This window comes from Desulfotomaculum sp. (genome assembly GCF_982386235.1).
The window spans coordinates 13473-29920 of sequence record NZ_CEVWQM010000032.1 but is presented as its reverse complement, the minus strand read 5'-3'; the positions used below and the strand labels follow the sequence as shown (position 1 = coordinate 29920).

General features: G+C 42.1%; 17 protein-coding genes. 16 read left to right on the top strand and 1 reads right to left on the bottom strand.

Features of this window, described 5'->3' with window-relative positions:
- The first annotated feature begins 12 nt into the window (after positions 1–12).
- The 9 genes from AC1U9Z_RS15790 to AC1U9Z_RS15750 are packed head-to-tail and all read left to right on the top strand — an operon-like array spanning position 13 to position 8420.
- Positions 13–801 carry an FhaA domain-containing protein gene (locus AC1U9Z_RS15790; protein WP_479958299.1) on the top strand — a complete coding sequence of 263 codons (789 nt, stop codon included), beginning with the start codon at positions 13–15 and terminating at the stop codon, positions 799–801.
- 2 nt (positions 802–803) lie between these two features.
- Entirely contained in the window at positions 804–1322 is a 519-nt protein-coding gene (locus AC1U9Z_RS15785) for an FHA domain-containing protein (RefSeq protein WP_479958298.1), read from the top strand.
- Entirely contained in the window at positions 1300–2013 is a 714-nt protein-coding gene (locus AC1U9Z_RS15780) for a Stp1/IreP family PP2C-type Ser/Thr phosphatase (protein WP_479958297.1), read from the top strand. The genes AC1U9Z_RS15785 and AC1U9Z_RS15780 overlap by 23 nt, the downstream gene beginning before the upstream one ends.
- 37 nt (positions 2014–2050) lie before the next feature.
- Positions 2051–3376 (top strand): FtsW/RodA/SpoVE family cell cycle protein, encoded by a 1326-nt coding sequence (locus AC1U9Z_RS15775; RefSeq protein WP_479958296.1) that lies wholly within the window; start codon positions 2051–2053, stop codon positions 3374–3376.
- Positions 3360–4787 carry a peptidoglycan D,D-transpeptidase FtsI family protein gene (locus tag AC1U9Z_RS15770; protein WP_479958295.1) on the top strand — a complete coding sequence of 476 codons (1428 nt, stop codon included), beginning with the start codon at positions 3360–3362 and terminating at the stop codon, positions 4785–4787. The genes AC1U9Z_RS15775 and AC1U9Z_RS15770 overlap by 17 nt, the downstream gene beginning before the upstream one ends.
- A gap of 33 nt (positions 4788–4820) precedes the next feature.
- Positions 4821–6704, top strand: coding sequence for a Stk1 family PASTA domain-containing Ser/Thr kinase (gene pknB / locus AC1U9Z_RS15765; protein WP_479958294.1), 1884 nt, complete (start codon positions 4821–4823; stop codon positions 6702–6704).
- 29 nt (positions 6705–6733) lie between these two features.
- The gene (gene rsgA / locus AC1U9Z_RS15760) at positions 6734–7612 is read left to right on the top strand and encodes a ribosome small subunit-dependent GTPase A (protein WP_479958293.1); all 879 of its coding nucleotides are present in this window, start codon (positions 6734–6736) and stop codon (positions 7610–7612) included.
- Between the two features lies 1 nt (position 7613).
- A complete protein-coding gene (gene rpe, locus AC1U9Z_RS15755; RefSeq protein ID WP_479958292.1) occupies positions 7614–8270 on the top strand; it encodes a ribulose-phosphate 3-epimerase in 657 nt (218 codons plus the stop codon).
- 36 nt (positions 8271–8306) lie between these two features.
- The gene (locus tag AC1U9Z_RS15750) at positions 8307–8420 is read left to right on the top strand and encodes an RCKP-type rubredoxin-like domain-containing protein (RefSeq protein WP_479958291.1); all 114 of its coding nucleotides are present in this window, start codon (positions 8307–8309) and stop codon (positions 8418–8420) included.
- A gap of 122 nt (positions 8421–8542) precedes the next feature.
- On the opposite strand, the gene AC1U9Z_RS15745 is transcribed toward AC1U9Z_RS15750, so the two are convergent.
- The gene (locus AC1U9Z_RS15745) at positions 8543–8770 is read right to left on the bottom strand and encodes a hypothetical protein (RefSeq protein ID WP_333530853.1); all 228 of its coding nucleotides are present in this window, start codon (positions 8768–8770) and stop codon (positions 8543–8545) included.
- 185 nt (positions 8771–8955) lie between these two features.
- Here AC1U9Z_RS15745 and AC1U9Z_RS15740 point away from each other — a divergent pair, with 185 nt between their 5' ends.
- The 7 genes from AC1U9Z_RS15740 to AC1U9Z_RS15710 all read left to right on the top strand — a co-directional run bounded on the left by AC1U9Z_RS15740 (position 8956) and on the right by AC1U9Z_RS15710 (position 16412).
- Positions 8956–9597: an adenylate kinase gene (locus tag AC1U9Z_RS15740; protein ID WP_479958290.1), complete on the top strand. Its 642-nt coding sequence runs from the start codon at positions 8956–8958 to the stop codon at positions 9595–9597.
- 346 nt (positions 9598–9943) lie between these two features.
- Complete coding sequence (locus AC1U9Z_RS15735; protein ID WP_333530851.1) at positions 9944–11128, top strand: ABC transporter substrate-binding protein; 1185 nt, start codon at positions 9944–9946, stop codon at positions 11126–11128.
- 82 nt (positions 11129–11210) lie between these two features.
- Complete coding sequence (locus AC1U9Z_RS15730) at positions 11211–12092, top strand: branched-chain amino acid ABC transporter permease (protein ID WP_479958289.1); 882 nt, start codon at positions 11211–11213, stop codon at positions 12090–12092.
- Positions 12093–12096: 4 nt separating this feature from the next.
- Positions 12097–13038 carry a branched-chain amino acid ABC transporter permease gene (locus AC1U9Z_RS15725; RefSeq protein ID WP_333530849.1) on the top strand — a complete coding sequence of 314 codons (942 nt, stop codon included), beginning with the start codon at positions 12097–12099 and terminating at the stop codon, positions 13036–13038.
- A 13-nt stretch (positions 13039–13051) separates the two neighbouring features.
- Entirely contained in the window at positions 13052–13819 is a 768-nt protein-coding gene (locus tag AC1U9Z_RS15720; RefSeq protein WP_333530848.1) for an ABC transporter ATP-binding protein, read from the top strand.
- Positions 13819–14523, top strand: a complete 705-nt coding sequence (locus AC1U9Z_RS15715; protein ID WP_479958288.1) for an ABC transporter ATP-binding protein — start codon at positions 13819–13821, stop codon at positions 14521–14523. Before AC1U9Z_RS15720 ends, AC1U9Z_RS15715 begins: the two co-directional genes overlap by 1 nt.
- 143 nt (positions 14524–14666) lie before the next feature.
- Positions 14667–16412, top strand: coding sequence for a sigma-54 interaction domain-containing protein (locus tag AC1U9Z_RS15710; RefSeq protein ID WP_479958287.1), 1746 nt, complete (start codon positions 14667–14669; stop codon positions 16410–16412).
- Positions 16413–16448 lie beyond the last annotated feature (36 nt).

Here is a 16448-nt window from a genome sequence, read left to right as displayed (position 1 = left end):
GGTGGTGATACTATGCGTATATTTTCAGGGTTGGAAAGCAGCTTAGAAAAATATATTGAGGGTTTTTTTAAGGGTAAATTCAGCTCTGACAAGCCTATTCACCCCACAGATATTGCCAAAAAACTAGCCAAGGCCATGCGGGATAAACGAAGAATCAGTGTTTCTAATGTCTATGTGCCAAATGAATATCATATTCTTTTGCATCCCTCAGATTTTTTGTATATTCAACCCATGATCCCGCTTCTAACAAAGGAGCTGGGGGAATTTCTGGTGCAAAATGCGGAGGATAGGAAATTTACTTTGGTTTCGTCACCCATTATTAATTTTTCAGAGCAAAAGGAACTGGAACCGGGCGATATTTTTGTTGAAAGTAAATTTGGTTTTTCTGAGGGTGGGGACATACCTTTATCACTAACCCTAGCACAACCGGAGAACAACCTTAAGCATGAAGAAACCAAGGCTTATGAAGCGTTTTCTGATACGGCACCCCTCGTCAAGCTGAAACAAATCTACTTTGCCAGCCTGGTAGTAGAAGAAGGTGCCGACCTTGGTAAAGAATTTCCGCTAAGTGCTATTCATTCAAGTATAGGAAGACGGGATACCTGTGATATCGTTTTAAACGATAACAGTATTTCAAGGCGACATGCCCAGATCGAAAAAAACAAGGATGGCTTCTATATCTCCGATCTTAACAGTACCAATGGAACCCATGTCAATGGTTTACTTATTGATACCTATAAATTAGTATCGGGTGATGTGATCACCCTGGGTAATACAGTTTTGATATTTAAGGAGTTATAATCGTGTTAGCTCTCGTTATAACAATTTTACGTGCCCTTTTTTTAATTTTGCTCTACCTTTTTATTTTTAGGTTAACTACCAGTATGATTGAACAGATAAGAAATATTGATCGGTCCAGCGGTTCATTGCCGTATCCAGAAAACCATCCTCCGGTAAATCACCTACCGGGTCAAAGGCATTTAATTACCGATGGAGATGGTGCTATTTTAAAAGTAGTAACCTCTGGTGATGATTTTATAAAAATAGGTGAAGTTTTTTTGCTGGGTGATGAAACAAGGTTAGGACGGGGTCGGGGCAATCATATTATTTTTAGTGGTCATTATGCATCCCAGGAGCACACTAGAATTGTCTATAAGCAAGGGCAGTACTGGCTGGAGGACTTAGATAGTTTGAATCATACATTCTTAAATGATGTACCAATAGACAAGCAAACGGTACTGGCAAATGGGGATCTTATTCGAATTGGTGATGTAATTTTTCATTTTGTGAGGTGGGCGTATGAAATGGAGTCAGATAAGTGAGATTGGCCTGGTTAGGGCCGGCAATGAAGACAGTATGTGCGCCTGTCCGGAAATTGGTCTTTTTGCTGTAGCGGATGGTATGGGGGGTCACAGGGCTGGTGAGATAGCCAGTAGTACAGCCCTAAGCTTATTAAAGGAACAGTTAAAAAATTCTAGCGTGGAACAGGAAGATGTGGCAACAAATTTACTTTCTATCATGGACGAGGCCAACCAGAGAATATACCAGTTATCCTGTGAAAATGAGCAATTTCGTGGTATGGGTACCACTGTAACAGCGGGAATTATTTTGGGAAATGAACTCATTATTGCCCATGTAGGAGATTCCAGGGCTTACTTAATCCGCAGTGATGACATTTTACAAATTACCAATGACCACTCCCTGGTGGGCGAAATGCTGCGTTGTGGGGGACTAACTGAAGAACAAGCAATCAATCATCCCCAAAAAAATGTCTTAACCAGGGCCATGGGAACGGCACCTACTATAAGAATAGACTTGTATAGAAAAGACATCCAGGTCGGAGATAAGATTTTGTTTTGCACCGATGGACTGACAAATCATTTAAGGCCTCAGGAAATTAAGGAAATAATTTTGACTCCGTCAGATCCTGGGAAATGTCTAAGGGAATTAATGAGAATTGCTTTAGAGCGTGGTGGCCTTGATAATATCACCATGGTTCTAGTGGAAATATGATGTAGGGAACGACCCCCTTGTCAGAGGAGTGCTCTTGATGTTAGCTTATCTGCGTAAAGAAGAACGCAGCTTGCTGTATTATATTGCCGCTTTCCTGGCAGTGGGAATTATTACCCTTTACCTGGGAAAGCCAGAATTAAATAAAGTATACGAACTATCTTTAAGCAGTGGTACCAAACTTCCTTTCTGGTGGTTTGTAGCCTTTTTGAGTGTCGGTACGATGGCAGGTTTTAGTCTTGTCAGTATCTACTGGAGATTAGCAGATTTTCGCTGTGATCCATATTTAATGCCGATTACTGCTGCTCTAACCTCTATTGGACTTATTTTTTTATTTAGACTGCGTCCCCAATATGCCGAAAGACAATTTGCCTGGTTATTAATAGGGTTACTGGTCTTAGTTATGGTTACGACCATTCTTAGACACATAGATAAACTGGCTGAATATAAATACATTTACGTAGCCGTAGGTGTGGTATTGCTTGTGGTGCCAATTTTTTTGGGCCAAGAACAGTACGGTGCCCGCAGTTGGTTAAACCTAGGTTTATTTCAAGTTCAACCGTCGGAATTTGTCAAGATTCTTCTGGTTTTGTTTTTAGCCAGTTTTTTGGCAGAAAACCGCAGAATGCTAATTAGTGGAAATGAACGAATGTTTGGCGTAAGCATTCCTGGCATTCGTGAATATGGCCCCTTAGTGGGAATGTGGGGCATCTCACTGCTTATTTTAGTTTTTCAAAGGGATTTAGGAACCGCTCTCATTTACTTTTGTACCTTCCTGGCGATGATCTATGCCGCCACAGCAAGAGTGTTATATATAATACTTGGTTTGATCCTGTTTTTTATGGGAGGAACTCTGGCTTACTACATTTTCAGTCATGTCCAAGCCCGGGTGAATATTTGGTTAGATCCCTGGTTATACCTGGAGGGCAGCGGTTATCAAATTGTACAATCCCTATTTGCCCTAGGGTCAGGTGGACTCTTTGGCACCGGCCTGGGCAAAGGATTACCTGATTTAATCCCGGCTGTGCACACTGATTTTATTTTTTCGGCCATTGTAGAAGAGTTAGGGCTTTTTGGCGGCTGTGCAATCTTAGTCTTATATATGTGTTTTCTTTTTAGGGGGTTGCTGATCGCCTTAAATTGCCGGGATCAATTTTTATCGCTATTAACTGCTGGTTTGACATTATTAATGGGTCTGCAAACCTTTATTATTATCGCAGGTGTGATTAAGCTTCTGCCAATGACAGGTGTAACTTTACCCTTTGTTAGTTATGGCGGCAGTTCTTTAATTGCTAATTTTATTATTCTTGGTATAATTTTAAACATCTCCCACGAGGTAAATGGAGGAAATGACAGAGAATATTAAAAGATTAGGTTACTTCTTATTATTCATCTTTGTTGCCTTAATCTTATATTTAACCTACCTGGTTATGGCTGAAGGAGAAAGCCTGGCCAGACATCCCCAAAATCAAAGAATGGCGGCTAAGGAAGCTGGTATTATCCGTGGCACCATCTATGATCGGACTGGCATTGAATTAGCAGAAACGGTCTGGCATGGTAAGGCGGGTGAACGTGTTTATCTAAAACAGGGTAATTTGACACCCTTTTCCCATGTAACTGGTTATGTATCCCAAAGATATGGTTCATTTGGCCTGGAAGCTTCCTATAGTAAAGAACTTCTCGGTTTAACAGAGGCTGACGCGGTGGAAAATCTTCTGGATGGGATATTAAACCGTACGCCACGGGGTAATGATTTAGTATTAACGTTAGATACAGCGCTCCAGAAGACTGCCTTAAATGCCCTAGGGGATAGGAAGGGGGCAGTGGTGGCACTGAATCCGCAAACGGGTGAAATTCTCGTATTAGCCAGTTTCCCGACCTTTGATGCCAACGCCATTGATAACCCCGGTCTTTGGCAGCAGTTAAACCAGGATCATCTCAATGCCCCTTTATTAAACCGAGCCACCCAAGGGGCTTACCCGCCCGGTTCGGTGTTTAAAGTTGTAACAGGTACTGCCATTCTTGAGCAAAAGATTTTAGAGCCCCAGGATAAGATACAGTGCCCAGGCTACGCAGTGATTAATGGCCAACGAATTGCAGACAATGGTGTCCACAATAATGTGAATTTTAACCAGGCCTTGGCTCTGTCCTGTAATACATATTTTGCCCTAGAAGGATCACAACTCAGTTGGGGGCAATTTGAGGCTGCCTTTCATAAGTTTGGTTTAAGTGAAAAACCTAGCATTGGCATACCAATAAGGGCAGGTACCCTTGCTGCAAAAGAGAGAAGGAATAAAAGTCAATTGGCCGAATCCTCCTTTGGACAAGGTGATACCCTAATCAGCCCCTTTCAGATGGCCTTGGCTTGTGCCGCTATTGCAAATAAAGGGACCATTATGAAGCCGTACATCGTAAAAGAAATAAAAAAACCCAATGGCAAAGCGGTCCGTGTTACAGAAAACGCTTTATGGCTAACTGCAACAAATCCAGCAGTTGCTGAACAAATTGCCCAGGGTATGATAGCAGCAACAAACTGGGGTACTGCAACAGCAGCATCGATCCAAGGTATTCAGGTGGCAGGAAAAACAGGCACGGCTGAGACCGCAGAATCCCAAGGTAAAGGTCAGCCCCATGCCTGGTATGTGGGTTATGCCCCGGCAGAAAACCCCAAAATTGCAGTTGCGGTGATCGTGGAGAAGTCAGGCTCAGGCGGCAGAATAGCAGCACCCATTGCCAGGGAAATATTCTCTGCAGCCCTAGCTAGAAGTGATATTTGAAGCTCTCATCTGTTAATTCAGGTGGATTAAGGAGTGAGACAGAAGATGATAGGCAAACTTCTGGGTAATCGTTATGAAATACTAGAACAATTGGGCGGCGGAGGAATGGCACTGGTTTGGAAAGGCAAGGATACCTTTCTAAATCGGTTGGTTACCATTAAGGTACTAAGGCCAGAATATGCCAGTGACCAGGATTTTGTACGCCGTTTTCGTCGTGAAGCCCAAGCTGTGGCCAGTCTGTCCCACCCGAATATAGTAAGCATCTATGATGTAGGGCAAGAAAATGAAAGCCACTACTTGGTAATGGAATATATTGATGGGGAAAGTCTCAAGGAGATGATTCGCAGGGAAGCCCCCCTAGACCCAACCAGGGTTACTCAACTGGGACGTCAAATCGCCGATGCCCTTGAACATGCCCATGAAAACAATATTATTCATAGGGATGTGAAACCCCATAATATATTGATCACCAGAAGCGGCCGGGCTAAACTAACTGATTTCGGTATTGCCCAGGCCAGCGCCTCTACCATCACGCACACGGATACCATCATCGGTTCTGTTCATTATATATCGCCAGAACAGGCCAAGGGAGAGCCGGCGGGGCCAAAATCCGATATTTACGCCCTGGGTGTCGTGATTTATGAAATGCTAACCGGCCAGGTTCCCTATCAGGCAGATGGTGCCATTGGTGTGGCACTCAAACATATTCAGGAAAAACCTCTTTTATTAAGAGAGATCAACCCAAATGTTCCAGAAGATCTGGAAAAAGTTGTTTTGCGTGCCATGGATAAGAGGCCGGAGAAAAGGCATAAAAGTGCCAAAATTCTAGGTGATGATTTAGTTTCTATCAGTGATGAAACTAAAAATATGGCCGCCTATGACCCAGAGGAGGAAGAATATACCAGGGTTTTACCCGGACCTGTTGTCATCAAAGATGAAATGAAGGCGGGCAGACCTGCGAAAGAAGAACCAAAGAAAAAGATACAGATGAAACCTGCTGCCTGGGGTATGCTGGGAGTATTGGTTCTATTATTGACGGCTGGGTTAATCTTTGCTCTCAGCAGTTATTTAAATGTGGGTGAAGTTAAAATGCCCCCGGTTACGGGGATGAAGTCAGCCGAAGCCGTGAAGGTACTGGAGGGTTATGGACTGGAGGTAAGTATATCCAGGCAGCACCATGCAACCATCGAGCAGGATCAAGTAATATCCCAACAACCTGAGGCTGGCAATATCGTGAAAAAGGTGCGGCCGGTGGTTATCGTGGTGAGTAAGGGCCAGGATTTGGTTGACCTACCAAATGTTATTGGACAATCCTATGATGAAGCAAGATTTTCCTTGATTAATCGACAGTTCCAAGTGGATACGCCGGAGTATGTTTACAGCAACAGCATTGAAAAAGATTTAGTGGCAGAGCAGGAACCGGCGGGTAACAACAAAGCACCCCGTGGCAGTAGAATTATTTTACGACTAAGTCAAGGCCCTAAACCACAAATACAAAAGGTGCCTAATCTCATTGGCCTCAGCCAGGAAGCGGCCCGGGCAGAATTAACCGCCTTGAAACTCAATTTGGATGAAAATATCGGACAAACCGAAAGCAATGAATATCTCAGTGGACAAATTGCCTCCCAGGAGCCTGGCCATGGCAGTGAATTAGAAGAAGGGCAAAAAGTAAAAATAACAATTAGCACGGGTCCGGGACCTGCACCAAGGGAGGTTAAGGTTAAACTCTTGGTACCGGAGGATGGGCATAGCCATGAGGTTAAAATAGAGACAGAAGATGTCAGGGGTAAATCGAACGCTTATATTAATACGCACCAGCCCGGTGATAATGTTGCTACCAACGTTAGACTATATGGCAAGGGTATCGTTAGAGTATTTATTGATAACAAGCTGGAAGATGAAAAGGAAGTTGACTAAAGGGAACCTGGATCAAGGAGAGTGTCATATTGTTCGAAGGGGTTTTAATCAAGGCCTATGGTGGTTTTTATTATGTCAAAAAAGGTGACGAGATTTGGGAATGTTCCCTGCGAGGAAAATTTCGTTTAGGTAAAGATACGCCTGCCCTCGTGGGAGACCGGGTCATGATCACACCGATCAAAGAAAATGTTGGTCGTATTGACGAAGTACTGCCAAGAAAAACAGAATTATTTAGACCAGCGGTGGCAAATATTGACCAGGCTGTTATTGTCTTTGCCGTGCAAAATCCAGAACCAAACCCAACTCTTCTCGATCGCTTTCTAGTTTTAGCAGAGACAGCCGAAATTGCACCCTTAGTATGTCTAAATAAAGGTGACCTACTTACCGGACGCAGGGATCATGAATGGCTTCGTTTATACAAAAAAATTGGCTACCCCACGGTTATTGCCAGTACCAAAAAAGGAGAAGGCATTGACGAGTTAAGACAGTTATTGGTGGGTAAAACATCCGTTTTTGCCGGCCCGTCGGGGGTTGGTAAGTCTAGCCTCTTAAATGCAGTGCAGCCGGGACTAGAACTAAAAACAGGAGATATCAGCCATAAATTAAAAAGAGGCAAACACACAACCCGTCATGTGGAATTATTACCTTTGAATAATGGTGGTTACGTAGTGGACAGCCCGGGTTTTTCCAGCCTGGATCTGCCCCAAATGAATAAAGAAGATTTATGTTACTATTTTCCTGAGTTTGCTACCTTTATATCTGAATGTAAGTTTAACGGTTGTCTGCACCATCATGAGCCCCAATGTGCCATCAAGGATGCCGTAGAAAAGGGATTGATTGATAAAGAAAGATACCAAAACTACTTAGCCTTTTTATTAGAAATCCTGCAACAGGAGAGGAGATACTAGCATGATTAAACTGGCACCGTCCATACTGTCTGCAGATTTTGCTAACCTGGCTCAATCTGTTCAAGTAGTGGAGCAGGCAGGAGCAGAATATTTGCATATTGATGTGATGGATGGTCATTTTGTCCCCAATATTACGATTGGCCCACTGATCGTTAAAGCCCTAAGGCCCCATAGTAAGATGTTTTTTGATGTGCACCTGATGATAGAAAATCCAGACCGTTATGTTCCCGAATTTATTAAGGCCGGGGCTGACTTAGTCTGTGTCCATGCCGAGGCCTGCCCTCACCTGCATCGCAACATCAGCCAAATCAAGGAATTAGGAGCAAAGGTTGGTGTGGCCTTAAATCCACATACACCCTTAAGCATCCTGAATCATGTGCTGCCGATGCTGGATTTAGTTTTATTAATGACAGTAAACCCTGGTTTTGGCGGACAAAAATTTATTCCCGAGGTATTACCTAAAATTCAAAAGTTATCCCAAAAAATCCAGGACCAAGGCTTACACACAGAAATTGAAGTTGATGGAGGGGTTAATCCAGAAACAGCCCCATTAATCACCCAGGCAGGTGCCCACGTCCTGGTGGCAGGCTCAGCCATCTTTGGCGCACCTGATCCGGCCCAAGCGGTGGCTGCTATCCGAACGGCTGCTAATTTCTAAGGCCTTAACACATACTAGAGATAGGAGGTGGTAGGGATGGCTGTTTGGAAATGTCAAAAATGCGGAGCCGTTAAGGAAGGACGTTGTCGTCCTCAAAAGTGCACTTGTGGAGCAACCAAGGAAGATTATGTTAAGGAAGAAAGCAAGTAAATCATTTCACAAAAAAGGAGCCATGGGCTTATCTATTCAAAAAAAGCCCGTGGCTCATGGCCAAAGGCTACATGTTTTCCCCAAGGGCAAAGTCTTTAAAGCGGAAGGCTAAAGACTGACAGCTAATTACCCTCATTGATCATCTCAGAAACAAGTCGCAGAGTTGCCACTGTGTTGGTCAGGAGAATCTCGTAAAGCATAATCGGCAGAACATCTTGAATGGTTGCACCCACTTCCCCGTTCTGTACCTTCTTGGCCACAATATCGCCAGCCCGGTTTAGACTGTTATTAACTAAGGTAATAATCTCTTCCTGGTGTTCTTGAACAAATTTGTCAACATCTACTGTCATATTTAACGATTTCCTCCTTTGGGGTATTCCTTATGGGTTGGCCGTGGGCCATGGCCTTATTATGGCAGAAAACTTTTCCAAGGTAAACATTTTTTGTTTTTATTGTTAAACTATATTGACCAGTTTGTGATATAATATACAATATGATTAGGACGAGCTCACTAAAAATTTCAGGAGGGATATTTGTGAATTTGTTAATTATGGGCCCCCCCGGTGCTGGTAAAGGCACACAGGCAGAAGTTTTGGTAAAAGAACTAAATATTACCCATATTTCTACTGGTGATATGTTCCGTGCTGCTATTAAGGAAGGCACAGAAATGGGTAAAAAGGCTAAAGAGTATATGGATAAGGGTGCTTTGGTTCCTGATGAAGTAGTTATTGGTATGGTTAAGGATCGTCTATCTCAAGCTGACTGCAAGCAAGGATTCTTACTGGATGGTTTTCCCCGTACGGTAGAACAAGCCTCTGCCTTAGATGCAACACTGCAAGACATGGGCATTAAGCTTGATGCTGTAATCAATATTGAAGTTCCCCTAGAGAAATTAATGGCTCGTTTAACCGGACGTCGTGTTTGCAAAAACTGTGGTGCTTCCTATCACGTTATCTTTAATCCTCCCCAAGCAGAAGGTGTCTGCAACTCCTGCAGCGGTGAGTTATATCAGCGTTCCGATGACAACGAAGAATCCGTAGGAACCCGTCTCAATGCCTATATTGAAAAAACCAAACCCTTAATCGATTATTATGATGCCAAGGGTATCTTGAAAGACATTAATGGCGATCAAGAAATCAGTATAGTTCTTGCTGATATCATGGCTGCTGTGAAGTAGTAGACTAACTAAAAATACCGCCCCCCTAGATTGTACAAATCTTGGGGGGCATTTTTTTAGCCATTCGCCAGCCGCTTTAAAGCATATGGGATGTGCGTGCCATCGATTTAGGAACGACTCTAAAGTGATTTGAAAACCGAAAAAGCGGCTGGCGGCTGGCAAATAGCCCTGTTAATAATTTTTTCCCAAATTGCCAAACATGCTGCAGGATTTTGCAATATCATGTTGAAATAAACAAGGCGTCGAAATTTTTAGTCAATAGTTGAATAAAAAACTAGAGGGGGTGGCTAATAACCTGACGCTTTATGTGGACAAAATGTTTTACTATTAGGCGAGGAGGATTGAAATGAAAAAATTCCGTATTTTTGCTATCCTAACAATGATCACATTGTTGACAGCATTCGTAACCGGATGCGGCGGCGGTGCTACAGAAGAAAAGAAAGCTGCAGATGCAACAGAAATTATTATTGGTGGTAACTTAGAACTTAGCGGAGCGGTGGCTACCTATGGCACCGCCTTAAAAAATGGTGCCGAGCTGTATTTTGATGAAGTTAACGCAGGTGAAGGCGTTCTTGGCAAGCAAATTAAATTTAAAGTATTAGACAATAAGTCCGAAACCACAGAATCTACGAACGTTGCTACTCGGCTAATCACCCAGGATAAAGCAGTGGCAATTTTTGGTGCTGCTACTTCTGGTAATACCATGGGTGCTATGCAAGTAGCCATGGATAACAAAGTTCCTATTATTACTCCTTCTGGTACTGCCCTGGAAGTTACAGTAGATCCCAATACCAACCAGGTACGTGATTATGTTTTCCGTACTTGTTTTATTGATCCTTTCCAAGGTATTGTCATGTCAAACTTTGCCAGCAATGAGCTTAAAGCAAAGACAGCCGTTATTTATGTAGACAACCAGTCTCCTTACGCTAAAGGCCTAGCTCAATTCTTTGAGGAAGCCTTTGTTAAACAGGGTGGCAAAATTATAGGTAAAGAAGCTTTTGTTCCAGAAGATCAAGACTTCAAAGCGACCTTAACGAAGATTAAGAATTTAAATCCAGACGTAATTTATCTTCCGGCATATTATGAAGCTGTAGGAAAAATTGTTAAACAAGCAAGAGAAATTGGTTTTACTGCTCCCTTTTTAGGTGCTGATGGTTGGGATTCTCCTAAACTTGTCGAAATAGCTGGAGCAAACCCCCTTAATGGCACATATTTTACCAACCATTATTCTTCACAACAGGATGATCCGATCGTTAAAGAATTTGTAGAGAAATATCAAGCAAAATATGGACAAATTCCCGACACATTTGCAGCCCTTGGGTATGACACAGCCATTTTGTTAGTAGATGCTATTAAACGTTCTGGCGACGCCACACCTGAAAAAATTAATGAAGCTCTGGCAGCCACGAAGGATCTGCAGACCGTTACCGGTAAACTCTCCGTTGACGAGCAGCATAACCCAGTTAAAGGTGCTGTTATTTTGGAAATGAAAGATGGTAAGCAGGTTTATAATACCTATGTAACCCCATAGTCACGGGTAATTTCAATTAAGTAATGAGGGAGTCCTCGCTCCCTCATTATTTTTCTAAAACAACTGATAGGGGTGGCCTGTTATGGATGTATTTTTTCAACAACTAATTAACGGTATATCCCTGGGCAGTATCTATGCACTTATTGCCTTGGGCTATACGATGGTTTATGGCATCGTTCAATTAATTAACTTCGCTCATGGTGATGTATACATGGTTGGAGCGTATATCGGATTTTATACTACAGCCATCCTAGGTTGGTCATTTGTACCTGCTCTTTTAATGGCAATGATAATTTGTGCTGTCGTCGGTGTTATCATTGAAAAACTGGCCTACAAACCTTTGCGAAACGCTCCTCGGCTGGCTGCTTTAATTACAGCTATTGGTGTTTCTTTATTATTAGAATATGGCATGATGTTTTTTGTTTCTCCCCAGGTTCGTACTTTTCCTAATGTTTTACCAGATATTCAATATACCCTTTTTAATAGTGTAGTTATCTCTAATCGCCAAATTCTTATTTTAGTAGTTACAGTCGTTTTAATGCTGCTTCTACAATTTATTGTACATAAAACAATGATTGGCAAAGCAATGCGTGCAGTGTCCTATGATAAACAGGCTGCTCAATTAATGGGAATAAACGTCAATAACACCATTTCAGCAACATTTGCCATTGGTTCGGCATTGGCTGCAGCTGCAGGTGTTCTTGTAGGAATTTACTATAATGCGATTAGCCCATTAATGGGTCTTATGCCTGGGTTAAAAGCCTTTGTAGCTGCTGTTCTTGGAGGCATAGGCATCATCCCGGGGGCCATGGCGGGCGGCTTCTTATTAGGTATTATTGAGGCGATGGTTAGTGGTTATGGACAATCTCTGTTCCGTGATCCGGTTGCCTTTTTAATTCTCATCATCTTCTTAATTGTTAAGCCCACTGGGATCTTTGGCAAGAATGTCCGGGAGAAAGTGTAGGTGAATGTCAATGCTTCAGAACAACAAAGGCAAAATACTAGTAACATTTTTAATTCTGATGGCCTTTTGGTTATCTGTGCAGTTATTACTTAGTTCCGGTATGATCAACCCTTACTATGAATTAAATCTAATCTTGATCGGTATTAACATCATCTTAGCCGTAAGTTTAAACTTAATTAATGGTTTTAATGGTCAGTTTTCACTTGGCCACGCCGGTTTTATGGCCATAGGTGCTTATGGCGCTGCCATAATTACCCTTAAGGCTCAACTTCCTTTGCCTGCTGCCCTTTTATTTGGAGCTGTATTGGCTGCAATATTTGGCATCTTGGTAGGTCTGCCAACATTACGTCTAAGGGGTGACTATTTGGCCATTGCCACCCTTGGATTTGGTGAAATCATTCGCGGCCTTATCGTTAATATAGATTACATCGGAGGAGCCTACGGACTTTCAGGTATTCCTAAAACAGTAAGTTGGACCTGGATTTTTTGGTTAACCGTTTTGACTGTAGTTATCATTACCAACTTTATTAATTCAACACATGGTAGAGCAACGATATCCATTCGCGAAAATGAAATTGCGGCGGAGGCCATGGGTATTAATACAACTAAATATAAGGTTATGGCCTTTACCATTGGATCATTTTTTGCAGGTCTTGCCGGTGGCTTACATGCACACTTTTTTTATACCATCCAACCAAACACCTTCAATTTCCTCAAATCCTTTGATATTCTAGTGATGGTCGTTTTAGGAGGTCAAGGTAGTATAACAGGTTCCATTATAGCAGCCATCGTTTTAACCATAATATCTGCTTCGCTGCAGAGTTTCGCTGAAGTACGTTTGGTTATCTACGCTTTACTGTTAATTATTATCATGATCTTTAGACCGCAGGGGTTAATGGGCACAAAGGAATTTTCATTAAACATCTTTGGCAAAACGAAAGATTAGGAGGGAAAACAACATGGAACTTCTATCGGTCAATAATCTGTCCATATCTTTCGGAGGTTTACGGGCTGTTTCAGAGCTGAATATCCAAATAAATAAAAATGAATTAGCCGGTTTAATAGGCCCAAACGGGGCCGGGAAAACCACTGTTTTTAATATGCTAACAGGGGTATATTTGCCTACTTCGGGAGATATTCAATTTGAAAATAAGAGTTTGGTTGGGCTCAAGCCATATAATATTAATCAACGGGGTATTGCCAGAACCTTTCAGAATATACGTCTCTTTAGTGATTTAACGGTTATTGATAATCTAAAAATTGCCTATCATAACCATGCTCAATATGGGCTGTTGTCTGCCATTTGCCGCTTACCCGGGTTTTATGCGGGCGAAAAGGAAATGCATGAAAAATCCATGGAAATTCTAAAAATATTTAATCTTGCTGATAAAAGTAATGAATTGGCAAAAAACCTTCCTTATGGAGAACAAAGACGCCTGGAGATTGCCAGAGCCATGGCTACCCAGCCACGCTTGCTTCTTTTGGACGAGCCTGCCGCAGGGATGAACCCCCAGGAAACCCATGAATTAATGGAATTAATAAGATGGATTCGTGAAGAATTTAACCTGACAATATTATTAATCGAACATGATATGTCTTTAGTAATGGGAGTATGTGAAAATATATTTGTTCTGGAGTATGGTCAACTTATTGCGGAGGGTACACCAGACGAGATCAAAAATAATCCTAGAGTTATTGAAGCATACCTGGGAGAGGAGGCCTCCTAATGTTAAAACTTGAAGATATTCATGTATATTATGGAGCAATTCATGCAATCAAAGGTATTTCATTGGAGGTTCCCAAAGGTAAGATTGTTACTCTTATTGGAGCGAATGGTGCAGGAAAAACAACGACACTTAACACCATCTGCGGCCTAATAAAACCACAAAAAGGTAAGATATTATTCGAAGGCAACGATATTACAGGCGTAGCAACCCAAGATATTGTCAAGAAGGGTTTAACTCAGGTGCCAGAGGGAAGGCGGATATTTGCGAATATGCCTGTTTATGAAAACCTTGAATTAGGTGCCTTTTTAAACAAGAATAAAAAAGAAGCGGCCAAGGATTTGCAAAAGGTTTACACAAAGTTCCCCAGACTGGCTGAGAGGAAAAATCAGATGGCCGGCAGCTTATCCGGAGGGGAACAACAAATGTTAGCCATGGGTCGGGCTTTAATGTCAAAACCCAAACTTCTTTTGCTGGATGAACCGTCGATGGGTTTAGCGCCTATTCTGGTTAAAGAAATATTTACAATGATTAAGGAATTAAACGAGCAGGGAACAACAATTTTACTGGTGGAACAAAATGCTAAAATGGCATTATCCATTGCCCACTGGGGTTATGTTGTGGAAACTGGTAAAATCGTTCTTGCTGGTGAGGCCAATGAACTTCTGGAATCCCCCGAAGTAAAAAAGGCTTACCTCGGTGGGTAACCGACGAGGATTTTAGCTGTCGGCAAGTTGTACAAATTTCTCATTTAATTTTTTATAACATTCTTATTTTCGCAGGAATTATTACGGATAGTGTTGAATATTTAAACTAATGATAAATAATTATAACCTGGATGTGATGGGCTATGGGGAGATATCATCAATTTTACCCAGAGGCCAGGGATTTGCCCAGTTTACCTGTCCAGGAAGTTGACGGGACAATTTCTGTCAGAGAAGGACAGAGGTTGCTGGAATCTGGCCTGTTGGGTGGCTTGTTGCTGCAGAAAAATGATCAGTATTTTATTGTATTACACTCAGATATATCTAGCATGGGAGAAGAGACTCTAGGTGCTTGTGCCTGGAGAATTGCTCTTTTTATTCCAGAGCACTGCACAGTGGAAGAATTATTTAAACAATGGGTGAAGGACCCCACAGCGATACCCGTTATAAATAATAGGACCGATAAGTCAGTGGCTATATTAGACCCCTTATTGGTAGCCAATAAAATATTTTCTGAATTTACCAACCTAAGAGGATTTTTGGAAACTGTATTGTGCCAAGTGAATGAAAGTATCTGTGGCATTGACAAAGGACACCGGGTAGTAATTTGGAACCCTAAGGCTGAGCAACTTTACAATGTCAAGGCCGAAAACATTCTTAATGAGCGTATCGAAGATTATTTTTCTAATTTACGCGTTAGCAGCTGTATGCATGAGAGAAAAGAGGTTAAAGGACATTATCATCAACCCTGTGATGGTGCACATGTACTAATTAACTCGGCACCGGTTCTTGTGGCAGACAATGTTGTCGGAGGCATATCCGTTGAAAAGGATATTACCGAATTAGTACAACTGAACCAAGAATTAAATAAAGCCAGCTCACAGGTTAAACTCCTGGAACAAGAAATAAGAAAAATTTCCGGGCAGGATTGCGCTTTTCGTAAATTAATTGGCAGAAGCGAAGCCATACAAAACCTCACAATCTTTGCTAAAAAAATAAGCTTTACCGATGCAACCGTCTTACTTAGGGGTGAAAGTGGTACTGGTAAAGAATTACTGGCCAGAGCGATTCATCAAAACAGTCCCAGGCATCTTAATCCATTTATTGTCGTTAATTGCGGAGCTATCCCAGGAAATCTTTTTGAAAGTGAACTATTTGGCTACGAAAGTGGTGCCTTTACAGGGGCTGACCGCAAGGGTAAACCGGGCATGTTTGAATTGGCCAACGGCGGCACACTTTTCTTGGATGAAGTAGGCGAAATGCCCATCGACATGCAAGCAAAACTCTTGAGAGTATTGCAAGAGAGCACTTACTATCGGGTGGGGGGGTCACAACCGGTACAGGTCAATGTAAGAGTGCTGGCAGCAACCCACCGTAATTTAGAAGATATGATCAATCGCCGCCAATTTAGAGAGGATTTATACTATAGGCTAAACGTTGTTTCCTTGGAAATACCGCCCCTGAGGGATCGTAAGGAGGACATACCGGAACTTGTCCACCTTTTTATGCAGGAGTTTTGTCATAAGTATGATAAAACCATCAAAAAAATTGAACCTGCCGTAATGACATCCTTTTTGGATTATACCTGGCCAGGCAACGTCAGGGAATTAAAGAATGCAGTGGAAAGGCTTGTGGTTTTGACAGATGGTGATATCATTGATGAAGCCTCTCTGCCAGAGAATTTAAGAAGGAATACCTATATTTCCTTAGTTACAAGTACGGTGTCACAAGGTAAACTAATGAATGTAGCCATTGAAGCTGAGAAGCAGCTTATCTTAAAAACCCTGCAACAGGTAAAGGGCAACCGCTCAGAAGCGGCCAGAGTTTTGGGTATTCCAAGAAGTACGTTATATTACAAGCTTCGACAACTGGGTATTCCAGCTAAGGTTTAATAATGAAATACGGAGGTGAGGACGGGGTAGCCATTA

Bases quoted from the DNA above. Each gene is read 5' to 3' on its own strand.
- AC1U9Z_RS15790 (WP_479958299.1), top strand. From the start codon at position 13: ATGCGTATATTTTCAGGGTTGGAAAGCAGCTTAGAAAAATATATTGAG.
- AC1U9Z_RS15745 (WP_333530853.1), bottom strand. From the start codon at position 8,770: ATGACAGTAGATGTTGACAAATTTGTTCAAGAACACCAGGAAGAGATT.
- AC1U9Z_RS15730 (WP_479958289.1), top strand. From the start codon at position 11,211: ATGGATGTATTTTTTCAACAACTAATTAACGGTATATCCCTGGGCAGT.
- AC1U9Z_RS15735 (WP_333530851.1), top strand. From the start codon at position 9,944: ATGAAAAAATTCCGTATTTTTGCTATCCTAACAATGATCACATTGTTG.
- AC1U9Z_RS15780 (WP_479958297.1), top strand. From the start codon at position 1,300: ATGAAATGGAGTCAGATAAGTGAGATTGGCCTGGTTAGGGCCGGCAAT.
- AC1U9Z_RS15750 (WP_479958291.1), top strand. From the start codon at position 8,307: ATGGCTGTTTGGAAATGTCAAAAATGCGGAGCCGTTAAGGAAGGACGT.
- rpe (WP_479958292.1), top strand. From the start codon at position 7,614: ATGATTAAACTGGCACCGTCCATACTGTCTGCAGATTTTGCTAACCTG.
- AC1U9Z_RS15725 (WP_333530849.1), top strand. From the start codon at position 12,097: ATGTCAATGCTTCAGAACAACAAAGGCAAAATACTAGTAACATTTTTA.
- AC1U9Z_RS15770 (WP_479958295.1), top strand. From the start codon at position 3,360: ATGACAGAGAATATTAAAAGATTAGGTTACTTCTTATTATTCATCTTT.
- AC1U9Z_RS15715 (WP_479958288.1), top strand. From the start codon at position 13,819: ATGTTAAAACTTGAAGATATTCATGTATATTATGGAGCAATTCATGCA.
- AC1U9Z_RS15710 (WP_479958287.1), top strand. From the start codon at position 14,667: ATGGGGAGATATCATCAATTTTACCCAGAGGCCAGGGATTTGCCCAGT.
- AC1U9Z_RS15720 (WP_333530848.1), top strand. From the start codon at position 13,052: ATGGAACTTCTATCGGTCAATAATCTGTCCATATCTTTCGGAGGTTTA.
- AC1U9Z_RS15775 (WP_479958296.1), top strand. From the start codon at position 2,051: ATGTTAGCTTATCTGCGTAAAGAAGAACGCAGCTTGCTGTATTATATT.